Genomic DNA, 16,397 nt, shown 5'->3' on the forward strand with positions numbered 1-16,397 from the left:
CGCTACCCGTTCCACCGGATCCAAACTCGATCTGCGGCGCCGGGCCCATTGTCATGCATTCGACGTGCCCAAACATAGCCCAGGGAGAGGAAGAACCCGCGGCCTGCCGACCGGCCGGGAGCACGGTGGCCGGTAAGAGTCCCGTTCCGCCTGCACATGAAGCTGCACGGGAAGCCCGCCAGCGGGGCCGTCAGGCCGTGTCGAGGAAGGCCAGCACGGCCAGCACCCGGCGGTTGCCGTCCAGATCCGGCAGCAGCCCGAGCTTGGCGAAAATGGTGTTGATGTGGTTGCTGACCGCCTTCTCGGTGATCACCAGCCGCGCCGCGATACCGGCGTTGGCGTGCCCTTCGGCCATGGCGGCGAGCACCTCGCGCTCGCGCGGGGTCAGCGCGCCGAGCCGCTCGTCCCGGGACCGGCGGGCCAGCATCTTGGCCACGACCTCGGGGTCCATGGTGGTACCGCCGCCGGCGACGGTGCGCACCGCCTCCAGGAACGAACGAACGTTCGAAACGCGGTCCTTCAGCAGATAGCCGATGGCGCCGGCGCTGTCGGACAGGAGCTCGCGCGCATACAGCGGCTCGACGTGCTGCGACAGGATCAACACCGGCAGGCCCGGCAGCCGGCGGCGGGCCTCCAGGGCGGCGGCCAGGCCCTCGTTCCGATACGTCGGCGGCAGGCGGATATCGGCGACCGCCACGTCCGGCCGCTCCGCGAGCAGAGCCTGGACCAGGTCCGGGCCGGTCTCCACGGCCGCGACGACCTCGAAGCCGTGCGCGGTCAGCAAGCGGACCAAGCCGTCCCGCAGGAGAGCCTGGTCCTCGGCCAGCACTACACGCATCGGGTTTCCCTCACTCGCACGGCACCTCCAGCGTCACCGTGGTCGGCCCGCCGACCGGGCTGTCCACAGTCAGGCTCCCGTCGAACGCCGCCAGGCGCCGCCGCACGCCGGCCAGCCCCTGCCCGCCGTCGACCTCCGCGCCTCCGGAGCCCTCGTCCCACACCTCGGCGACCACCCGGTCCTCGCGCCGGAACACCTCGATGCGGGCGCGCGCCGCACCGCTGTGCTTCAACACGTTCGCCAGCGCCTCGGCGATCCCGAAGTACAGTGCCGACTCGCGAGGGGCCGGCAGCCGCTGTGTCGGATACAGGTCGCTGCGCACCTCCACCGGGATCGGCGAGGCGTACGCCAGGGCCCGCAGCGCGTCCCCCAGGCCGCGCTCGGCCAGCACCGGAGGCAGGATCCCGCGGACCAGGGAGCGCAGCTCGGCCAGCGCGGCGCCGCTGTGCTCGCGGGCCTCGGCCAGCAGCGCGATCGCCTCGTCGGGGTTCTCGCGGATCAGGTCCTCGGCCATGCCCAGGCTGAGCCCGACCGCCGCCATGCGGGCCTGGGCCCCGTCGTGCAGGTCCCGCTCGATGCGGCGCATCTCGGCCTCGGCGTCGTCACTGACCCGCTCGCGAGTCACGGTCAGGGTGCTGATCCGCTCGCCGACGTCGGTCGGCGCCAGCAGCCGGCGGGCCCACAGCGCCTGCGCCCGGATCAGGGCCGGGCCGACGAACGGCGCCAGCACCAGGGCCGGCAGCCCGAACGCCAGGCCGAACCACCAGAACACGTCAGCGCTCAGCGCCAGCCCGGGGATCGAGCACAGGCCGACCACGCCCCAGCCGGCCAGCGTCAGCGGCAGCAGCCCGAGCGCCAGTCCGACCGGGATGTTCGTGGCCGTCCACAGCAGGTCCCGCCAGGTCGCCGGGTCGCCGAGCAGCCACCGCAGCCGGCCCCGGCCGGCCCGGGGCAGGTAGGGCGGCTCGATCTCGACGCCGCTCCAGCGCGCCCCGATCCCCCGCTGCCAGTTCGCCAGGCCCCGCACCGCGCGGATCACCGGCGGCACCAGCACGCCGCCGCCGATCGGCATCAGGCCCAGCGTCAGGGCGGCCGCCACCAGCAGGGGGATCCCCGCCAGCAGTGACACCAGGGCCAGCACCAGGCCCCGGCCGGCCGCCGGCGCGGTCGCGGAGGCACGCTCGCGCCACGCGTCGGCCCCACCTCCGACCACCTGTGACAGCCCGGCCATCCCACTCGTCCCTTCGTGCGTCGCCATTATCCTGACTACCCGCCGATCGCGGCCAGCGCGGGCACGCTCAGCGCCCGGCGCGCCGCGCCCAGGCACGCGGCCAGGGTCAGGGCCGTGACACCCGCCCCCACCGCGAAGAACACCCACAGGCTCTGCTGCGGCATCAGGTGGCCGGTCTTGGCGTAGCTGAACGGGACGACCCCGGCCAGCGCCGCCAGCGTGCCGAAGACCAGGCCGGCGATCAGGATCGCGCACGCCTCCCAGCCCAGCGAGCGCCGCACCTCGCCGGGCGTGTCGCCGATCAGCCGCCGCTGTCCGAACTCGCGGCGGCGGTGCAGCGTGGCGGCCACCGCGATGTTCGCCACGACCACCGCCGCGAACAGCGCGATCATGCCGACCACCAGGAAGCTGAGAGTCTGCACGCCCTTGTCGTCGGCGGACATGGCGAGGTGCTGCGCGCGGTTGGCGTCGTCCTGGATGAACTGCTGGTACAGCGCGCCGTTGGCCAGCGCGACGAACAGGATCACCGGCATCAGGATGCCGGCCGCCTGCCGGGAGTGCCGCCGCAGTTCGGCCTCGGCCAGGTAGCCGCCGCCGCGGCGCATCAGCGGGCCCAGGACCGCGACGGTGACCCGGATCAGCGCCGGGGCCAGCAGTGCCAGCCCGATGCCGGTGAGGATGCAGGCCTGGCCGGCGGTCGACATGGTGGCGTAGCCCTGGTTCTTCATCAGGGTCGCGCTCATCACCCCGGCGTCCAGACCGACCAGGATCAGCACGACCGCCGCGATCCCGCGCTTGCGCGACATCCCGGCGTCCTGGGTCGCGGCGGAGACCAGCGCGGTCGCGGTGCTCTGATTCGCCGCGCGGCGCCCGGCCACGATCGCGGCCACCAGGGCGGCCAGCGTGATGTCGCCGAGGCCGATCGCCAGCGTCGTAGCGCCGAATTTCAAGGCGACGCCGTTCGAGACCTGATGGGTGGACTTCAGCGTGGCCAGGACGGTGCGGCCCACGGCCATGCCGGCCGGCGTCGCCGGGATCGCCGCGGCCGCCAGCAGGGCCGCGGTCTCGATCATGATCATGCGGCGGATCTGCCCGGGCAGCGCGCCGGCCGCCTTCAGCAGCGCGATCTCCTTCTCCCGCTGCTGTACCGCCAGGCTCAGCGTGGCCGCGGTGCCGAAGGCGATGATCAGGGCGCCCCACCCGCCGATGACCAGGGCCATCGTCTGCAGCGCCGAGCGGTCGGCCTTGGCCAGGCCGGGCGTGCTGCCGGTCTCGTAGAGGGAGGCGAACCCGGTGAGGATCGCGCCGCCGAGGAACAGGTTCAGGAACGAGGCGAGGTAGGCCCCGCGGCGGTGCCGCAGGTTGCTCAGGCTCACGGTGCGCATGTCAGGCCGCCGATCCGGTGTAGCGGAGCGCGGAGCCCATGTCATGGCCCGCACCCTGCCCTGCGCTCTGCCCCGCGCTCTGCCCCGCTCCCCGGCCGGCGCCGGACGGACGGAACGCGGCCATCCGCGCCGCCACCCCGGCGGCCCGCGGTGCCCGCATCTCGTCCACGATCCGGCCGTCGGCCAGGAACAGGACGCGGTCGGCGTAGGCGGCGGCGACCGGGTCGTGCGTCACCATCACCACGGTCTGCCCGAACTCCCGCACCGACTCGCCGAGCAGCATCAGCACCTCGGCGGCCCGGGCCGAGTCCAGCGCGCCGGTGGGCTCGTCGGCGAACAGCAGCGCGGGCCGGTTCACGATGGCCCGGGCGATCGCGACCCGCTGCTGCTGGCCGCCGGACAGCTCGGCCGGGCGGTGGTTCAGCCGGTCGCCGAGGCCGACGCGCTCCAGCAGGACGCGGGCCCGTTCCTTGTCGGCCCTGCTCAACGGGGTCCCGGCGATCCGCGCCGGCAGCAGCACGTTCTGCCAGACCGTGAGCGTGGGCAGCAGGTTGAAGGCCTGGAACACGAAGCCGATGCGGCCGCGGCGGAAGCGCGTCGCGGCGGTCTCGTCGGAGGTGTCCAGCTCCTGGCCGCCGATCAGGATCCGGCCGGAGTCCGGGCGCTCCAGGCCCGAGGCGCAGTTCAGCAGGGTGCTCTTGCCCGAGCCGGAAGGCCCCATGACGGCGGTGAAGGTGCCATAGGGCAGGCTCAGGCTGACCTGGTCCAATGCGGCGACCACCAGCTGGCCGCCGAACGTCTTGCTCACCGATTCCAGACGCAGCGCGTCTTCCATGGCTGTCATGTGATCCAGGTTCGCGCGGCACGCCCGAGGAATCAGGGGTGCTATCACCTGTCTTCGCAGGGGACCTAAGTCGACCCCGGGGACCGATCAGCGCATCACCTGATAAGTGCGGCATCAGACACTTCTCGGTCTTATCCCGCCACCGCCGCCCAAGATGTGAGGATGTGCCACATGCCTCACAGCCCCGGCACCCGCAACACCCCCGGAACCGGCCACCGGGCGCCCGCCAGACGCGGCCGGCCGCAGCAGATCACGGCCGGTCGCGTCACGGCTCTGCTCGTGCTCGCGCCGGCCGTCGGGATGTTCTTCGGCGGCATGGTCTTCGCGGTCCTGTGCGCGGGGGGCGCCTCGCTGGCGGCGGTGCGGGTCCGGCCGGCCGGGCTGTGGTGGGTGCTGCCGCTGGCGCCGGTGGCGATCTGGACGGTGTGCGTGGGGCGCGAGCTCTTCGACGCGTCCGGATCGCGGAGCGGGCAGGCGGTCGCGGTGGCCCGCGGCATGATCGAGGCGTTCCCGGCGATGGCGGTGACGCTGGCGGCCACGGCGGCCGTCGCGCTGTTACGCCGGGTCGCCCGCCGGAGGTCGGCCCGTGCCTGATCGCACTCCGCCACGGCAGCCGCGACCGCAGCCACCGTACGACCTGTCCCCGCGCTCGGCGGGCCGGCGCACACAGGACGACCTGCGCTACTGTAGCCCGCGGCCGCAGCAGCCGCCGAAGCCGCCCGGCCCGCCGCGCCCCGAGCGTCCCGAACGGCGCCAGCCCCCCTCGCCGCGCCGGCGCCGCTTCACAGCCGCCGCCCGCGCCGCGGCCTGCACCGCCTCCGCCGCGATCGTCCTGGCCAGCGCCGCGACCTGGGCCGCGTACCACAATCTGACCTCCGGCCTGTACACCTCCGACGCGATCAACGAGATCCGCTCCGGCGAGAAGGGCTACGTCGCCCCGCACCTGGACGGCTCGGTCAACCTCCTGCTGATCGGCCTGGACTCGCGCAAGGACATGAACGGCAACGACCTGCCGACCGACTTCGTCGAGCAGGAACTGCACGCCGGCTCCTCCGACATCGGCGGCTACAACGCCAACGTCCTGATCTTCATGCACATCCCGGCGGACGGCGGCCGGGTCACCGCGTTCTCCATCGCCCGGGACGACTACGTCGAGGAGCCCGGCGGCTCCTCGGCCGTCGGCGACATCCCCGACTTGGGCATGCACAAGATCAAGGAGGCGTACGGCCGGGCCAAGGCGATCGCGGTGGACCGGCTGAAGGCCTCGGGCATGACCGACCAGGCGCAGATCGAGAAGGTCAGCCGCGAGGTGGGCCGGGAGTCCACCATCCGGGCCGTGCAGCTGCTCACCGGCGAGCACGTGGACCACCTGGCCGAGATCAACCTGCTGGGCTTCTACGACGTGGCCAAGGCCGTGGGCCCGATCGAGGTCTGCCTGAACCACCCGGTGGACGACCCGATCGAGGACGGCGCCGGCACCGGGCTGAAGCTGCCGGCCGGCCACTCGATGCTGGACGCGGCCACCGCGCTGCAGTTCGTGCGCCAGCGCTTCCACCTGCTGCGCGGCGACTTCGACCGCAACCGCCGGCAGCAGGCCTTCCTGGCCTCGGTGCTGTACAAGCTCAAGAACGACGGCGTGATCGGCGACCTGGGCAAGATGCGGGCGCTGTTCGACGTGGTGAAGAAGGACGTGGTCATCGACGACTCCTGGGACGTGCTGGACTTCGCCGACCGGGCGCAGAACCTGACCGGCGGCGACGCCGACTTCCGGGAGCTGCCGATCACCGGGCAGCCGGTGCTGCCGGACGACGGCTCGGTCAACACGGTGAACCCGTTGCAGATCCGGCAGATCGTGATGACCGGGTTCGGCGACGCCAAGCAGTTCGCCGACGAGTTGGCCCAGGACTACGAGAGCAGTGGGGACCCGGCCGCCGGGCTCGGGCCGCAGCCGCTCACCGATCCGAGCGCCGGGCTCGGGCTCGGGCCGGACCGCCCGGGGCTGCCGGAGCAGCAGGGCGGGGCGGACCAGCCGGCCGCGCCGGCCGCGCCGGCCGCCTCGGCCACCTCGGCCGCCCCACCGCAGCTCGCCGCCGGCGCCCCGGCCCTGCCCCCGCTGCCGGACGCCCGCAGCGCGGGGACCGGCATGCGCCCGGCCGCGATCGCGCCGACCGGCACCCACACCGTCGTCGACCTCTACAACGCCACCGCCAGGACCGGACTGGCCACCACGGTCGGGGACTGGCTGGCCGCCTCCGGCTGGGCGGTGGACAAGACCGGCAGCGCGGCCGCGCAGACCCACACCACGATCCTGTACGGCAAGGGCGCGGCGAAGGCCGCCGGACAACTCGCGGCCACCCTGGGCCTGCAGGCCGCACCGGTCCCCTCGGCCCGCGCCGCGGCCGGACATGTGCTGATCAGACTCGGGGCCGACTACACTCCGCCCGGTGGCCCCCAGCCTCCGGCGCCGAGCGGCCCGGCCGGATCGGGCCCGGCGGATCCTGCGAACCCTGATCCGGCCGGCACCCAGGATCCGGCGGATTCTCCCGGTATCGCGATGGACAACGGGATCACCTGCGTGAACTGACCCCGCTCGGCGGTGCGCGGCACCCGGCGGACGGTGCCGCCGCCATCGGGCACCGCTGAAGCCAGGGAGAGCCCCGATGAGCCCGACGAGCCCGACGAATCCGCTGGACCGCGCCAAACACCTGCACTACGAGCACATCCCGCACCCGCACATCACCGCGCGGCACGCGGTCGGCCCGGTGAAGGTCGCCGACCAGCACCGCACCGACAACCCGGTCACCCGGTTCAACACCAAGGCCGCGCTCATCATCACCAAGGTCGTGGGCTCGATGTGGTGCGCGTACGCGTTCGCCCTCTTCGACCTGATCAGCCTGCCGGACGCGATCCGCGGCGGCGCCTCGACGATCGTGGCGTGGGTCGCGCAGACCTTCCTGCAGCTGGTGCTGCTGTCGGTGATCATGGTGGGGCAGAACGTGCAGGCCGCGGCCGCCGACGCGCGCAGCGAGGCGACGTACCACGACGCCAGCGCCACGCTGCACGAGACCGCGCAGCTGCAGGAGCACCTGGCGGCGCAGGACGCGCTGCTGACGCGGATAGCCGCGCATCTCGGGCTGGACCCGGTGCCGGTGATCGACATGGGGGCGGAGGGGCACGGGTGCCCGGCGCCGACCGGCGGGACCGAGGGCGGCGCGGCCGGCGACACCGCGGCAGCGGGCACGGCGGGCGGCAGCACGATCGAGGGCGCGGCCGGCGACAGCGCAGCCCAGGACGCAGCCGGCGGCAGCACGGATCAGGACGCGGCCGGCGGCGACCCGCAGGCGTAGCCAACTGCGGCTATCAGTGGCCGGTTGCCAGTGGCCGGTGACCGGCGGCCGCTCATTCGGCCCGCAGCGCCCGCAGGACTCCGATCCGCACGGCGCGGCGGGCCGGCGCGACCGCCGCCAGCAGGCCGGTGGCGAACGTCGCCGGCACCACCACCGCGAGCAGCGGCACCGGGACCGAGGGCGGGCCCGGCAGGTGGCCGTCCATCACGGCCCGCGCCAGGATCCAGCCGATCGGCAGGCCGAGCACGACGCCGGTGGCCGTCCCGGTGGCGACGGTGGCCAAAGCCTCGCCGCGGATCAGGGTCCGGATATGCCCCGCCTCGGCCCCGACCGCGCGCAGCAGGCCGATCTCCCGGGTCCGTTCCAGAACGCTCAGAGCCAGGCTGGTGATGACGGCCAGGATGCCGATCAGCAGGCTCAGCGCGAGCAGCGCGGTCATGATGGTCGCCAGCAGCTGGAAGCCCTGCGCCGCGTGGACCGCGAAGCCCGCACGATCGTCGAGGGTGGCTTGCGGGTACGCGGCGAGCGCCGTCGCGACCGCCTGACGTGCTTGCGCGGTCCGGCCCGGATCCGTGCGGATCAGGATCTCCTCGAAGCCCTGATCCTGCGCCGGATACGCCTTGAGGTAATCGGATTCGGGGATCAGGAAGGCGCCCAGAACCTGCTCGTTGTCGTAGAGCGCTGCGATACGGACCGAGCGGGTCCCCCCGACCGGGAAGGTGATCGGGATGCTCTGCCCGAGGTGCCAGCCATCACGTTGAGCGGCGAGGGCGCTGACCGCCATGGTGCCGGGCGTGACGAGATCGGCGAGGCGGCCCGCGGTCACGCCGGGGTCCACGTCGGCGGGCAGGGTGGCGGCGTCGATGCCGCAGGCCTTCTCCGAATCGCCGGGCGTCTTGAAGATGCCGCAGGACAGGCCGGTCACGTGCGCCACTGCGGGCAGCGCCGCGATCCTGGCCGCCGCGCCCGGGTCGAGGGTGGCGCCGGAGCCGGCGGTGGTCGAGGCGACGAGGTCGGCGTGCAGCGAGCGGCGGACGTCGGCCTCGCTCTCGGAGACCAGGGACGCCGCCATCGCCGCGACGACGGAGACGGTGGCCACGGCGACGGCGAGGGTGCCGGCGGTTCCGGCCACACGGCGCGGCTCGCGCGTCATCTGCCGCCCGGCGAGACGGCCACAGAACCCTGATACCGCAGCGACGATGGCGCGGGGCACGGCGGTCAGCGGCTGCACCAGCGCCGGGCCGGCCAGCCCGACGCCGAGGAGAATCAGGATGCTGCCGAGCCCGGCCGGCGCGATGCCCTGCGCTCCCGCTCCGGCTTCCAGGGCGGCGCCGCCGAGGAACGCGGCCACCGCCGCCGCGCCTCGCCACCAGGACAGGCGCCCGGCGTGATCGGCAGAGGTCACGGCGCTGAGGGCGGCCAGGGGACGGGAGCGCGAAGCACGGCGTGCGGCTGACGCGGCGGCGAGGACCGAGATACCGGGGCCGACGACGAAGCACAGGATGACCGTGCGCGCCGCGACGACGGTCGGGCCGGCCGGCAGCGGCAGCCCGAAGTGGTCGAAGCCCCAGCGCAGGCCGGTGGTCACGGCGAGCCCCAGGGGCAGGCCGACGGCCGCGCCGGCCAGGCCGATCAGGGAGGCTTCGGCGAGCACGAGCCGTGCCAGTTGGCAGCGTCCGGCGCCGACGCAGCGCAGGAGGGCGAGTTCGCGGGTGCGCTGCGCGACGGTGACGGCGAAGATGTTCGCGATCAGCAGGGCCGCCACCACGACGGACACGACGGCGAAGACCTGGAGCACCGCACCGATCGTGGCGGTCACGGTCCCGACCTGGCTGACCAACTGCGCCGCCTGCTGCGCGCCGGTGCGCACGGTGTAGTCGCCGCCGACGGCCTTGGTGATGCGCGCTCGCAGCACCGCCGGATCGACGCCGGCGGCGCCGACCGCTTCGACCGCGGCGACGGTGTTCCCACTGCCGAGCAGCGCGGACGCGGCGGCCGGATCGAAGCCGACGACGCTGAGCCCGGCGACGTTCTGCGCGCCGCCGAAGCCGACGGTGCCGGCCACGGTGAAGGACCGGACGCCGCTGGACAGCGCGACGCGCAGGGTCGCGCCGGAGGCGACGTGCAGGCTGCCGGCGGTGTCGGCGTCGACGACGACCTCGTCAGGGCCCTGAGGCCAGCGGCCGGTCAGCAGCGTCACCAGGCGCAGGCGCGGATCGGCGGGAATCGACAGGCCGATACCGCCGAGCGAGGAGGTGGTGTGGCCTTCGCGGTCCAGGGGCATCGCGTAACCCTCGACGACGCCGTCGGCCGCCACGACACCGGGCACGGCGCGAACCCGGTCCACGAGCGACGCGGGCAGGGTCGGCGCGCCGGTCAGGACCGAGCCGCCGAAGCCGCGTGCGTCGGTGACGACCGCGGATACGCCGGCGGTCGCCGAATCAGCCTGCTGTTTCATGCCGGCGTCGATGGTGTCGGTGAGGATGTAGCTCGACGCGAGGAAGGCGGCGGCCGCCGCGACGGCTCCGGCGGTGGCCAGTCCGCGGGCCTTGCGGGCGGCGATTCCGCGGCCCAGGACGGTGAGGATGCGCATCAGCGGCTCGCTTCGGGCTCGGGGTGCACCTCAGTACCGTCCAGCTCATCCAGCTCATCCAGCTCATCCAGCCGGCGCAGGATCTCAGCCCCCGAAGGTTCTACGAGGTCGTCCACCATGCGTCCGTCGGCGAGCAGGAGCACCCGGTCGGTGCGCGCGGCGGCGGCCGGGTCGTGCGTCACCATCACCACCGTCTGGCCGAGGTCGCTCACGCTGCGGCGCAGCAGGTCCAGGAGTTCGCGGCCGGTGCGGCGGTCGAGGTTGCCGGTGGGCTCGTCGGCGAAGACCACGTCGGGGCGGGTGATCAGGGCGCGGGCCATCGCCACCCGCTGCGCCTGGCCGCCGGACAGTTCCGAGGGCCGGTGCGCCAGGCGGTCGGCCAGGCCCAGGAGCTCGACCACCGCGTCGAAGTGCCCTGATTCGGGGCGGCGGCCGGTGAGTTCCAGCGGCAGCACGATGTTCTCCCGCGCCGTCAGCGTCGGCAGCAGGTTGAAGGCCTGGAACACGAAGCCGACGCGCTCGCGGCGCAGCCGGGTCAGGGCGCGCTCCGACAGGGCCGTGATCTCGGCGGCACCGATGCGGACCGTGCCGGCGTCCACGGTGTCCAGGCCCGACAGGCAGTGCAGCAGCGTGGACTTGCCGGATCCCGAGGGCCCCATCACCGCGGTGAAGGTGCCCTGCGGGATCGCGACGTCCACACCGCGCAGCGCCGGGACGCGGTGGGGCTCGGAGCCGTAGCTCTTCGTGAGGCCGGCAGCGGCGATCATCGTCATACCTAGAAAGCCTAAGCTTTAGACTGTCTGGGTATCAACCCCCCGGCGCGCCAGGGCGAAGATGCGTGCCTGGTTCGCGACCTGCCCCGACTGCATCGCGACATCGAGCGCGAGCATGCCGACGGCCAGCCGCCAGACCGAGGACTCCGCCGAGCGTGCCGAGCAGCAGCACGGCCGCGGCGGCCAACACGCCGAGCAGACAACGGAGGTTCACCGCGTCCGGCCCCAACCGGTCGGTGGCGCCGCCGGCGAGCAGCAACTTGCGCGCCCGACCGCCGGCGATCAGCTCCCGGCGCCCATCAGCGCCCCGAGTTGACCACACCCCTACAGCGGATGCGGCACCAAAGCGATCCGCCCCGGATCGAAAACCCCCCGGCTCGTCGTCTTCGGCCCGACCCGGATCACCGTGTACAGGAACCGCAGCACCTCGGCCCGCCGTCGCAGCGGCACGCGGGGCCAGTCCTGGCCGGCATCCGGGCCGGTGACGATGCCGTCGATCGCGGAGGCCGAGCGCACCACCACGCCGCCGTGGATGTCGCCGAAGGCGGCGTGGTCCGGGTCGTGCGGGGAGCGCGGGTCCGGGCGGCGGTTGCCGACCATCGGCAGGGAGGCCACGCGGGCCACGTCCCACTCCTGGAGGATGCGGATCGCGTCCTGCTGGACGTGGCGTTCGAAGGAGGTCGCGCCGATCGAGCGGGCGCATTCCTCCGGCGGCTGGTTGCGGGTCGAGGCGCAGGCGTACATGCGGTAGCCGCCGACGACCGAGCCGACCATGCTGTGGCCGCAGGCCATGCACTCGACCAGGCCGGTGAGCAGGTAGCCCGAGCGGCCGCCGCCGGTGCGGCCGGGGTTGGGGCGGGGGGCCGCCTCGGCGCGCAGGGCGCGGACGCGTTCCCACTCCTCGATGCTGACGCAGGGCTGCCACGCGCCGAGCAGGTAGTCGCCGTCGTCGGTGCGGACCTGGCCGCGGAAGACGCGGATGCCGGCGTAGCGGGGTGCGTCCAGGATGCGGCCGACGCCGCCGACCGTCCAGGCCGAGCCCAGGGCGGTCGGCACGTTTCGATCGTTCAAGTCGAAGGCGATCGCGCGCAGCGTCTCCCCGTCGAGGAAGCGGGCGAACACCTCGCGGACCACCTTGGACTCGGCCGGGATCGGCTCGCCCATGCCCGCCTCGTAGCCGAAGGCGCGGCGGCCGCCGCCGTGCGGGCGGCCGGCGAGCGCGGCGCCGCGGTGCGCGGCGCGCGAGGCCCGGGACACCGCCTGCGCGGCGCGGCAGGCCACCGAGGCGCGGTCGCTGAGCGTGCGGCGCTGCGCCGGATCGGCCAGGTCCCACTCGTCGCCGACGCTGTGCAGCACGATCCCGTTGCGCTCGCTGGCGCTCAGCAGCCGCACCAGGTCCAGCGCGCGGTGGCGCAGCAGGGAGCCCGGCGCGTAGAGAATCAGATCGTTGATCTTCTTGCGCTCCACGGCGGCCAGCGTCGCCGCCCACCCCGGCTTGACGCCCTTGGTCTTCCACACCGTGCGCACGGCGTCGGCCTGGACCGCCGCGGGCGCCACCCGGAGCCGACGCGACCGCGCGTACTCACGGCACTTCAGCTCACGGACGTCGACAGTGCTCTGATCCTCGTCGTCAATGTGCGGTACGCAGCAGTAGATACCCGCCGCGAACAACGGCTCTCGCATGTCAGCCACATCGTGAATCTACTACGCTGAATAGGAGATGGGGAGAGTGCCTCGGAGAGAACCCAGGTCACAGCTTGTTAACGTGAACGATCCGGGCCCCGTCGGTCACATGGCGTGAGAGCCCGCGGACGCGCACGCGCACAGCCGCCCGGAGCCCCGTCTCCGAGGCCCTCGAACGAATTCCCTATAGGAACCGCCCTATCTCGCGCAGCACTTTACACCCGCGTGAGTAACTCGTATGCACCCCCTCACAGACACGTTTTCGACCAGCGGCGAGAATGCTTAAGAAATCGTGAAGCGGTCGAAAGTCAGCTTCTCCGCCCCCGCATTCCGGAGAAGATCCCCTTGCCGCGCGGGGCCTGGCCGCCGAGCCAGCGGACGAGGTCCTCGACGACCGCCGGGTCGACGTTCGCCGGGACCGCGTACTCGGCCGGCGTCGAGGGCCCGGTGCCCGGCGCGAACATGTGGTTGTCGGCGGCGTGCACGCGGATCTCCACGTCGGGGCGCTCACCGAGGCCCGCCCGCCACAGCGCGAGGTCGTCGGCCTCGGTGACCTGGTAGTCGCGGCCGCCCTGCAGGATCAGCATCGGCTGCGGCAGCGCGCGGGCGGTGGCGACGGGATCGTAGGCGCGCAGGTCGAGCCAGTACGCGCCGGAGTAGCCGAGCGGGAGGTCCTCGGTCGGGGTGGAGGACGACAGGTCGGGGCTGTCCACGTTCGCGGCCTGCCGCTCGATCACGGCCACCGTCTCGGCCGGGACCAGGCCCAGGGACGCCAGGTGGCGCACGGTGCGCACGACCGAGCGCTGCATCGGCACGGCATCGGCGGCGAGAAGCACGAGACCAGCGATACCCGGTTCCGCCGAAGCGATGCGCGGCGCCATCTTCGCACCCATGCTGTGCCCGACGATGTGGATGCGGTCGGGGGCGATATCAGGGTTCTGCCGGAGCTGCCGGAAGGCGTCGCGGGCGTAGGGCAGATACTCGTCGGCGGCCGTGAACTCGGGCATCTCGGCGAGGACCTCGGCGTGCACCGCGCCCACCTTGTCGAAGCGCAGGCTCGCCACCCCGCTGCCGGCCAGGCCCCAGGCCAGGTCCTTGAGCGGCTTGAGCGGCCCGGCGCTGCCGTCGCGGTCGAAGGGGCCGCCGCCGGACAGCAGGATCGCGGCCGGGAAGGGGCCGTCGCCGCGCGGCACGGTCAGGGTGCCGGGGACCGCGAGCGGACCCTGGCCCACGACGGCTTCGTGTTCCACGAACCGCTTCGGGGCGGCGTACGGCGGCGGCGTCCACTCGCCGGGCGCGGCCAGACGCAGACCGTGCAGGAGCCCGTCGCCGGCGGTGGCGATGACGACCACCAGGTCGCCCTTGGCGAAGCTCACCGGGACGCTCACCCGCGTCAGACCGCCGTCGATCGCCTCGAGCCGCGGGGCGCCGAGCCCGGCGAGCTCTCCGAGACGGCCGGTCTCGGAGGTCCATCCGGCCCGGACCGCGTCGGCGGACACCACCGCGCGCAGCCCCGGGGCGAAGAGTGCTTCGATGTCCGGCCACCGGCCCCGGTCGGCCAGCTCGACGAACCGCGCCGCCAGCGCGGCCGGGTCGGTGATCGCCGGGTCGGTGATCGCTTCCATGACTCCCCCTGTAGCTCTGTGCGGTCTGTAGCTCTGTGCGGTCTGTAACGCCGTGCGGTCTGTAACGCCGTGCGGTCTGTAACGCCGTGCGGCCTGTGTGCCTCAACGGTCTGCGCGACCTACCTTTCGCATCTTTGAGAAAGGTAGCATCCATGAGATCGTTGGTCCATGGACTCGCTGAAGCTGCTGGCTCACCCGGTCCGTCTGCGCATCATCCACGCGCTGCGCGGCGGCCGCGTGCTGACCGCCGGCGCGTTGGGCGACCGCGTCGGCGACGTCTCCAGGGCCACGGTGTACCGGCACCTGGACCTGCTGACCGAGGCCGGGGTGCTGGAGGTCGCCGAGGAGCGGCGGGTGCGCGGCGCGGCGGAGCGCCACTACCGCCTGCACAGCGGGCGCGCGGGCCTGGACCCCGAGCGGCTCGCCGCGCTGACCAAGGACGACCACCGGGTGGGCTTCGCCGCGGCGACCGCCGCGCTGCAGGCCGAGTTCGCGGCGTACCTCGAGGATCAGGACTCTGATCCGACGGCCGATCTGGTCGGCTACCGGCAGCACGCGGTCTGGCTCAGCCGCGAGGAGCTCCAGACGCTGATCGAGGCACTGCGCGCGGCGATCCTGCCGGTGCTGGAGAACGAGGCGACGGCGGAACGGGCTCAATACCTGTTGAGCCCCATTCTCTTCCCTATCGACCGGTCCTGATACTCACCGCGTCATTTGCCCTCGTCAAAGCACTGAGATTCACCTGTCCCCCGATTCACACCGGTTCAACCCTCGATCCGACCCTTTATTCATCACCATGCGTGAGTTAGGCTGACCGTCAGTTAGTTAGCGTACGAAAGCTAACTTGTGCCACCTGGAAAGGATCAGGCGTATGACTCTCGCGGACTCCTCGACCGAAGTCCTCGCCGTCCCCGCCGAACGCGGAGCCTGTCCGTTCGACCCGCCGCCCGCCTACGACCGAGCCCGCGAACACGACCCCGTCGCCCCGGTGAGGCTGTTCGACGGCACCACCGCGTGGATGCTCACCCGGCACCAGGACGTCCGGGCCGTGCTGCAGGACCGCCGGTTCAGCGCCGACGCCACCAAGGCCGGATTCCCGTTCCTGAGCCCGGGGCGCCGCGAGCTGGCCACCGGCAGCCCCACCTTCATCAGGATGGACGATCCCGAGCACGCCCGGCTGCGGCGCATGCTCACCTCGGACTTCATCATCAAACGGGTGGAGGAGATGCGGCCGCAGGTGCGGGCGATCGCGGTGGAGCTGCTGGACGCGATGACCCGCGGCCGCGACCACGCCGACCTGGTCACCGAGTTCGCGCTCCCGCTGCCCTCGTTGGTGATCTGCCTGCTGCTGGGCGTCCCGTACGAGGACCACGCCTACTTCCAGAAGTGCAGCAGCACCCTGCTGAACGCCAACTCCAGCGCCGACCAGGTCCACCAGGCCCGCGAGGACCTGAACGCGTACATCAAGCAGCTGGCCGAGTCCAAGCGGGCCGGCGGCGACGAGGACATCATCGGCCGCCTGATGCGCCGCGAGGACCTCTCCCCGGACGAGGTCGCGACGATGGGCACGCTGCTGCTGGTGGCCGGGCACGAGACGACCGCCAACATGACGTCCCTGTCGATCCTGACGCTGCTGCGCGACCCGGAGCAGATGGCGCGGCTGCGCGAGGACAACAGCCTGATCCGCGGCGCGGTCGAGGAACTCCTGCGCTACCTGTCGATCGTGCACACCGGACTGCCCCGGGTCGCGACCGAGGACGTCGAGGTGAACGGCCGCACCATCCGGGCCGGCGACGGCGTGCTGCTGATGATCAACACGGCCAACCGCGACTCCGAGGCGTTCCCCGGCGCCGACGCCCTGGACGTCGGCCGGGACGCCCGGCGGCACCTGGCCTTCGGCTTCGGCGTGCACCAGTGCCTGGGCCAGCCGCTGGCCCGGGCCGAACTGCAGATCGCGCTGGACGTGCTGCTCAACGGACTGCCGAACCTGCGGCTGGCCGTGCCCTTCGAGCAGATCCCCTTCCGCCACGACATGCTGATCTACGGCGTGCACCGCCTGCCGATCGCATGGTGAGCCC

Annotated in this window: 14 protein-coding genes; 6 read left to right on the forward strand and 8 right to left on the reverse strand. The window is 72.9% G+C overall.

Annotated features, from left to right (window positions below; genetic code table 11):
* Positions 1 to 190: 190 nt before the first annotated feature.
* Genes ABH926_RS19450 through ABH926_RS19465 form a run of 4 tightly spaced genes read right to left on the reverse strand, consistent with a single transcriptional unit; the run spans position 191 to position 4,289 of the window.
* Positions 191 to 838, reverse strand: coding sequence for a response regulator (locus ABH926_RS19450; protein ID WP_370367093.1), 648 nt, complete (start codon positions 836 to 838; stop codon positions 191 to 193).
* A 10-nt stretch (positions 839 to 848) separates the two neighbouring features.
* Entirely contained in the window at positions 849 to 2,069 is a 1,221-nt protein-coding gene (locus ABH926_RS19455; protein WP_370367094.1) for a sensor domain-containing protein, read from the reverse strand.
* Positions 2,070 to 2,104: 35 nt separating this feature from the next.
* Positions 2,105 to 3,445 (reverse strand): FtsX-like permease family protein, encoded by a 1,341-nt coding sequence (locus ABH926_RS19460; protein ID WP_370367095.1) that lies wholly within the window; start codon positions 3,443 to 3,445, stop codon positions 2,105 to 2,107.
* Between the two features lie 10 nt (positions 3,446 to 3,455).
* Positions 3,456 to 4,289 (reverse strand): ABC transporter ATP-binding protein, encoded by an 834-nt coding sequence (locus ABH926_RS19465; RefSeq protein WP_370367389.1) that lies wholly within the window; start codon positions 4,287 to 4,289, stop codon positions 3,456 to 3,458.
* Positions 4,290 to 4,469: 180 nt separating this feature from the next.
* On the opposite strand from ABH926_RS19465, the gene ABH926_RS19470 reads away from it, so the two are divergent.
* From ABH926_RS19470 to ABH926_RS19480, 3 genes are all read left to right on the forward strand, one after another.
* Entirely contained in the window at positions 4,470 to 4,892 is a 423-nt protein-coding gene (locus ABH926_RS19470; RefSeq protein ID WP_370367096.1) for a DUF6542 domain-containing protein, read from the forward strand.
* Positions 4,885 to 6,882, forward strand: coding sequence for an LCP family protein (locus tag ABH926_RS19475; RefSeq protein WP_370367097.1), 1,998 nt, complete (start codon positions 4,885 to 4,887; stop codon positions 6,880 to 6,882). The genes ABH926_RS19470 and ABH926_RS19475 overlap by 8 nt, the downstream gene beginning before the upstream one ends.
* 76 nt (positions 6,883 to 6,958) lie before the next feature.
* Positions 6,959 to 7,645, forward strand: a complete 687-nt coding sequence (locus tag ABH926_RS19480) for a hypothetical protein (RefSeq protein ID WP_370367098.1) — start codon at positions 6,959 to 6,961, stop codon at positions 7,643 to 7,645.
* A 52-nt stretch (positions 7,646 to 7,697) separates the two neighbouring features.
* Here the strand turns inward: ABH926_RS19480 and ABH926_RS19485 are convergent, their stop codons facing one another.
* A complete protein-coding gene (locus ABH926_RS19485; protein WP_370367099.1) occupies positions 7,698 to 10,238 on the reverse strand; it encodes an FtsX-like permease family protein in 2,541 nt (846 codons plus the stop codon).
* Positions 10,238 to 11,011: an ABC transporter ATP-binding protein gene (locus ABH926_RS19490; RefSeq protein ID WP_370367100.1), complete on the reverse strand. Its 774-nt coding sequence runs from the start codon at positions 11,009 to 11,011 to the stop codon at positions 10,238 to 10,240. Before ABH926_RS19490 ends, ABH926_RS19485 begins: the two co-directional genes overlap by 1 nt.
* Positions 11,012 to 11,126: 115 nt before the next feature.
* Between ABH926_RS19490 and ABH926_RS19495 the strand changes: the two genes are divergently transcribed.
* The gene (locus tag ABH926_RS19495) at positions 11,127 to 11,327 is read left to right on the forward strand and encodes a hypothetical protein (RefSeq protein WP_370367101.1); all 201 of its coding nucleotides are present in this window, start codon (positions 11,127 to 11,129) and stop codon (positions 11,325 to 11,327) included.
* Positions 11,328 to 11,335: 8 nt separating this feature from the next.
* Here the strand turns inward: ABH926_RS19495 and ABH926_RS19500 are convergent, their stop codons facing one another.
* Positions 11,336 to 12,694: a recombinase family protein gene (locus ABH926_RS19500; protein WP_370367390.1), complete on the reverse strand. Its 1,359-nt coding sequence runs from the start codon at positions 12,692 to 12,694 to the stop codon at positions 11,336 to 11,338.
* Between the two features lie 308 nt (positions 12,695 to 13,002).
* The gene (locus ABH926_RS19505; RefSeq protein WP_370367102.1) at positions 13,003 to 14,319 is read right to left on the reverse strand and encodes a hypothetical protein; all 1,317 of its coding nucleotides are present in this window, start codon (positions 14,317 to 14,319) and stop codon (positions 13,003 to 13,005) included.
* Positions 14,320 to 14,487: 168 nt separating this feature from the next.
* Here ABH926_RS19505 and ABH926_RS19510 point away from each other — a divergent pair, with 168 nt between their 5' ends.
* The gene (locus tag ABH926_RS19510) at positions 14,488 to 15,018 is read left to right on the forward strand and encodes a helix-turn-helix domain-containing protein (RefSeq protein WP_370367103.1); all 531 of its coding nucleotides are present in this window, start codon (positions 14,488 to 14,490) and stop codon (positions 15,016 to 15,018) included.
* A 172-nt stretch (positions 15,019 to 15,190) separates the two neighbouring features.
* The gene (locus tag ABH926_RS19515; protein WP_370367104.1) at positions 15,191 to 16,393 is read left to right on the forward strand and encodes a cytochrome P450; all 1,203 of its coding nucleotides are present in this window, start codon (positions 15,191 to 15,193) and stop codon (positions 16,391 to 16,393) included.
* Positions 16,394 to 16,397 lie beyond the last annotated feature (4 nt).

The organism is Catenulispora sp. GP43 (genome assembly GCF_041260665.1).
Classification (GTDB): domain Bacteria; phylum Actinomycetota; class Actinomycetes; order Streptomycetales; family Catenulisporaceae; genus Catenulispora.

Bases quoted from the DNA above. Each gene is read 5' to 3' on its own strand.
- ABH926_RS19450 (WP_370367093.1), bottom strand. From the start codon at position 838: ATGCGTGTAGTGCTGGCCGAGGACCAGGCTCTCCTGCGGGACGGCTTG.
- ABH926_RS19455 (WP_370367094.1), bottom strand. From the start codon at position 2,069: ATGGCCGGGCTGTCACAGGTGGTCGGAGGTGGGGCCGACGCGTGGCGC.
- ABH926_RS19465 (WP_370367389.1), bottom strand. From the start codon at position 4,289: ATGGAAGACGCGCTGCGTCTGGAATCGGTGAGCAAGACGTTCGGCGGC.
- ABH926_RS19470 (WP_370367096.1), top strand. From the start codon at position 4,470: ATGCCTCACAGCCCCGGCACCCGCAACACCCCCGGAACCGGCCACCGG.
- ABH926_RS19480 (WP_370367098.1), top strand. From the start codon at position 6,959: ATGAGCCCGACGAGCCCGACGAATCCGCTGGACCGCGCCAAACACCTG.
- ABH926_RS19485 (WP_370367099.1), bottom strand. From the start codon at position 10,238: ATGCGCATCCTCACCGTCCTGGGCCGCGGAATCGCCGCCCGCAAGGCC.
- ABH926_RS19490 (WP_370367100.1), bottom strand. From the start codon at position 11,011: ATGACGATGATCGCCGCTGCCGGCCTCACGAAGAGCTACGGCTCCGAG.
- ABH926_RS19495 (WP_370367101.1), top strand. From the start codon at position 11,127: ATGCCGACGGCCAGCCGCCAGACCGAGGACTCCGCCGAGCGTGCCGAG.
- ABH926_RS19500 (WP_370367390.1), bottom strand. From the start codon at position 12,694: ATGCGAGAGCCGTTGTTCGCGGCGGGTATCTACTGCTGCGTACCGCAC.
- ABH926_RS19505 (WP_370367102.1), bottom strand. From the start codon at position 14,319: ATGGAAGCGATCACCGACCCGGCGATCACCGACCCGGCCGCGCTGGCG.
- ABH926_RS19510 (WP_370367103.1), top strand. From the start codon at position 14,488: ATGGACTCGCTGAAGCTGCTGGCTCACCCGGTCCGTCTGCGCATCATC.
- ABH926_RS19515 (WP_370367104.1), top strand. From the start codon at position 15,191: ATGACTCTCGCGGACTCCTCGACCGAAGTCCTCGCCGTCCCCGCCGAA.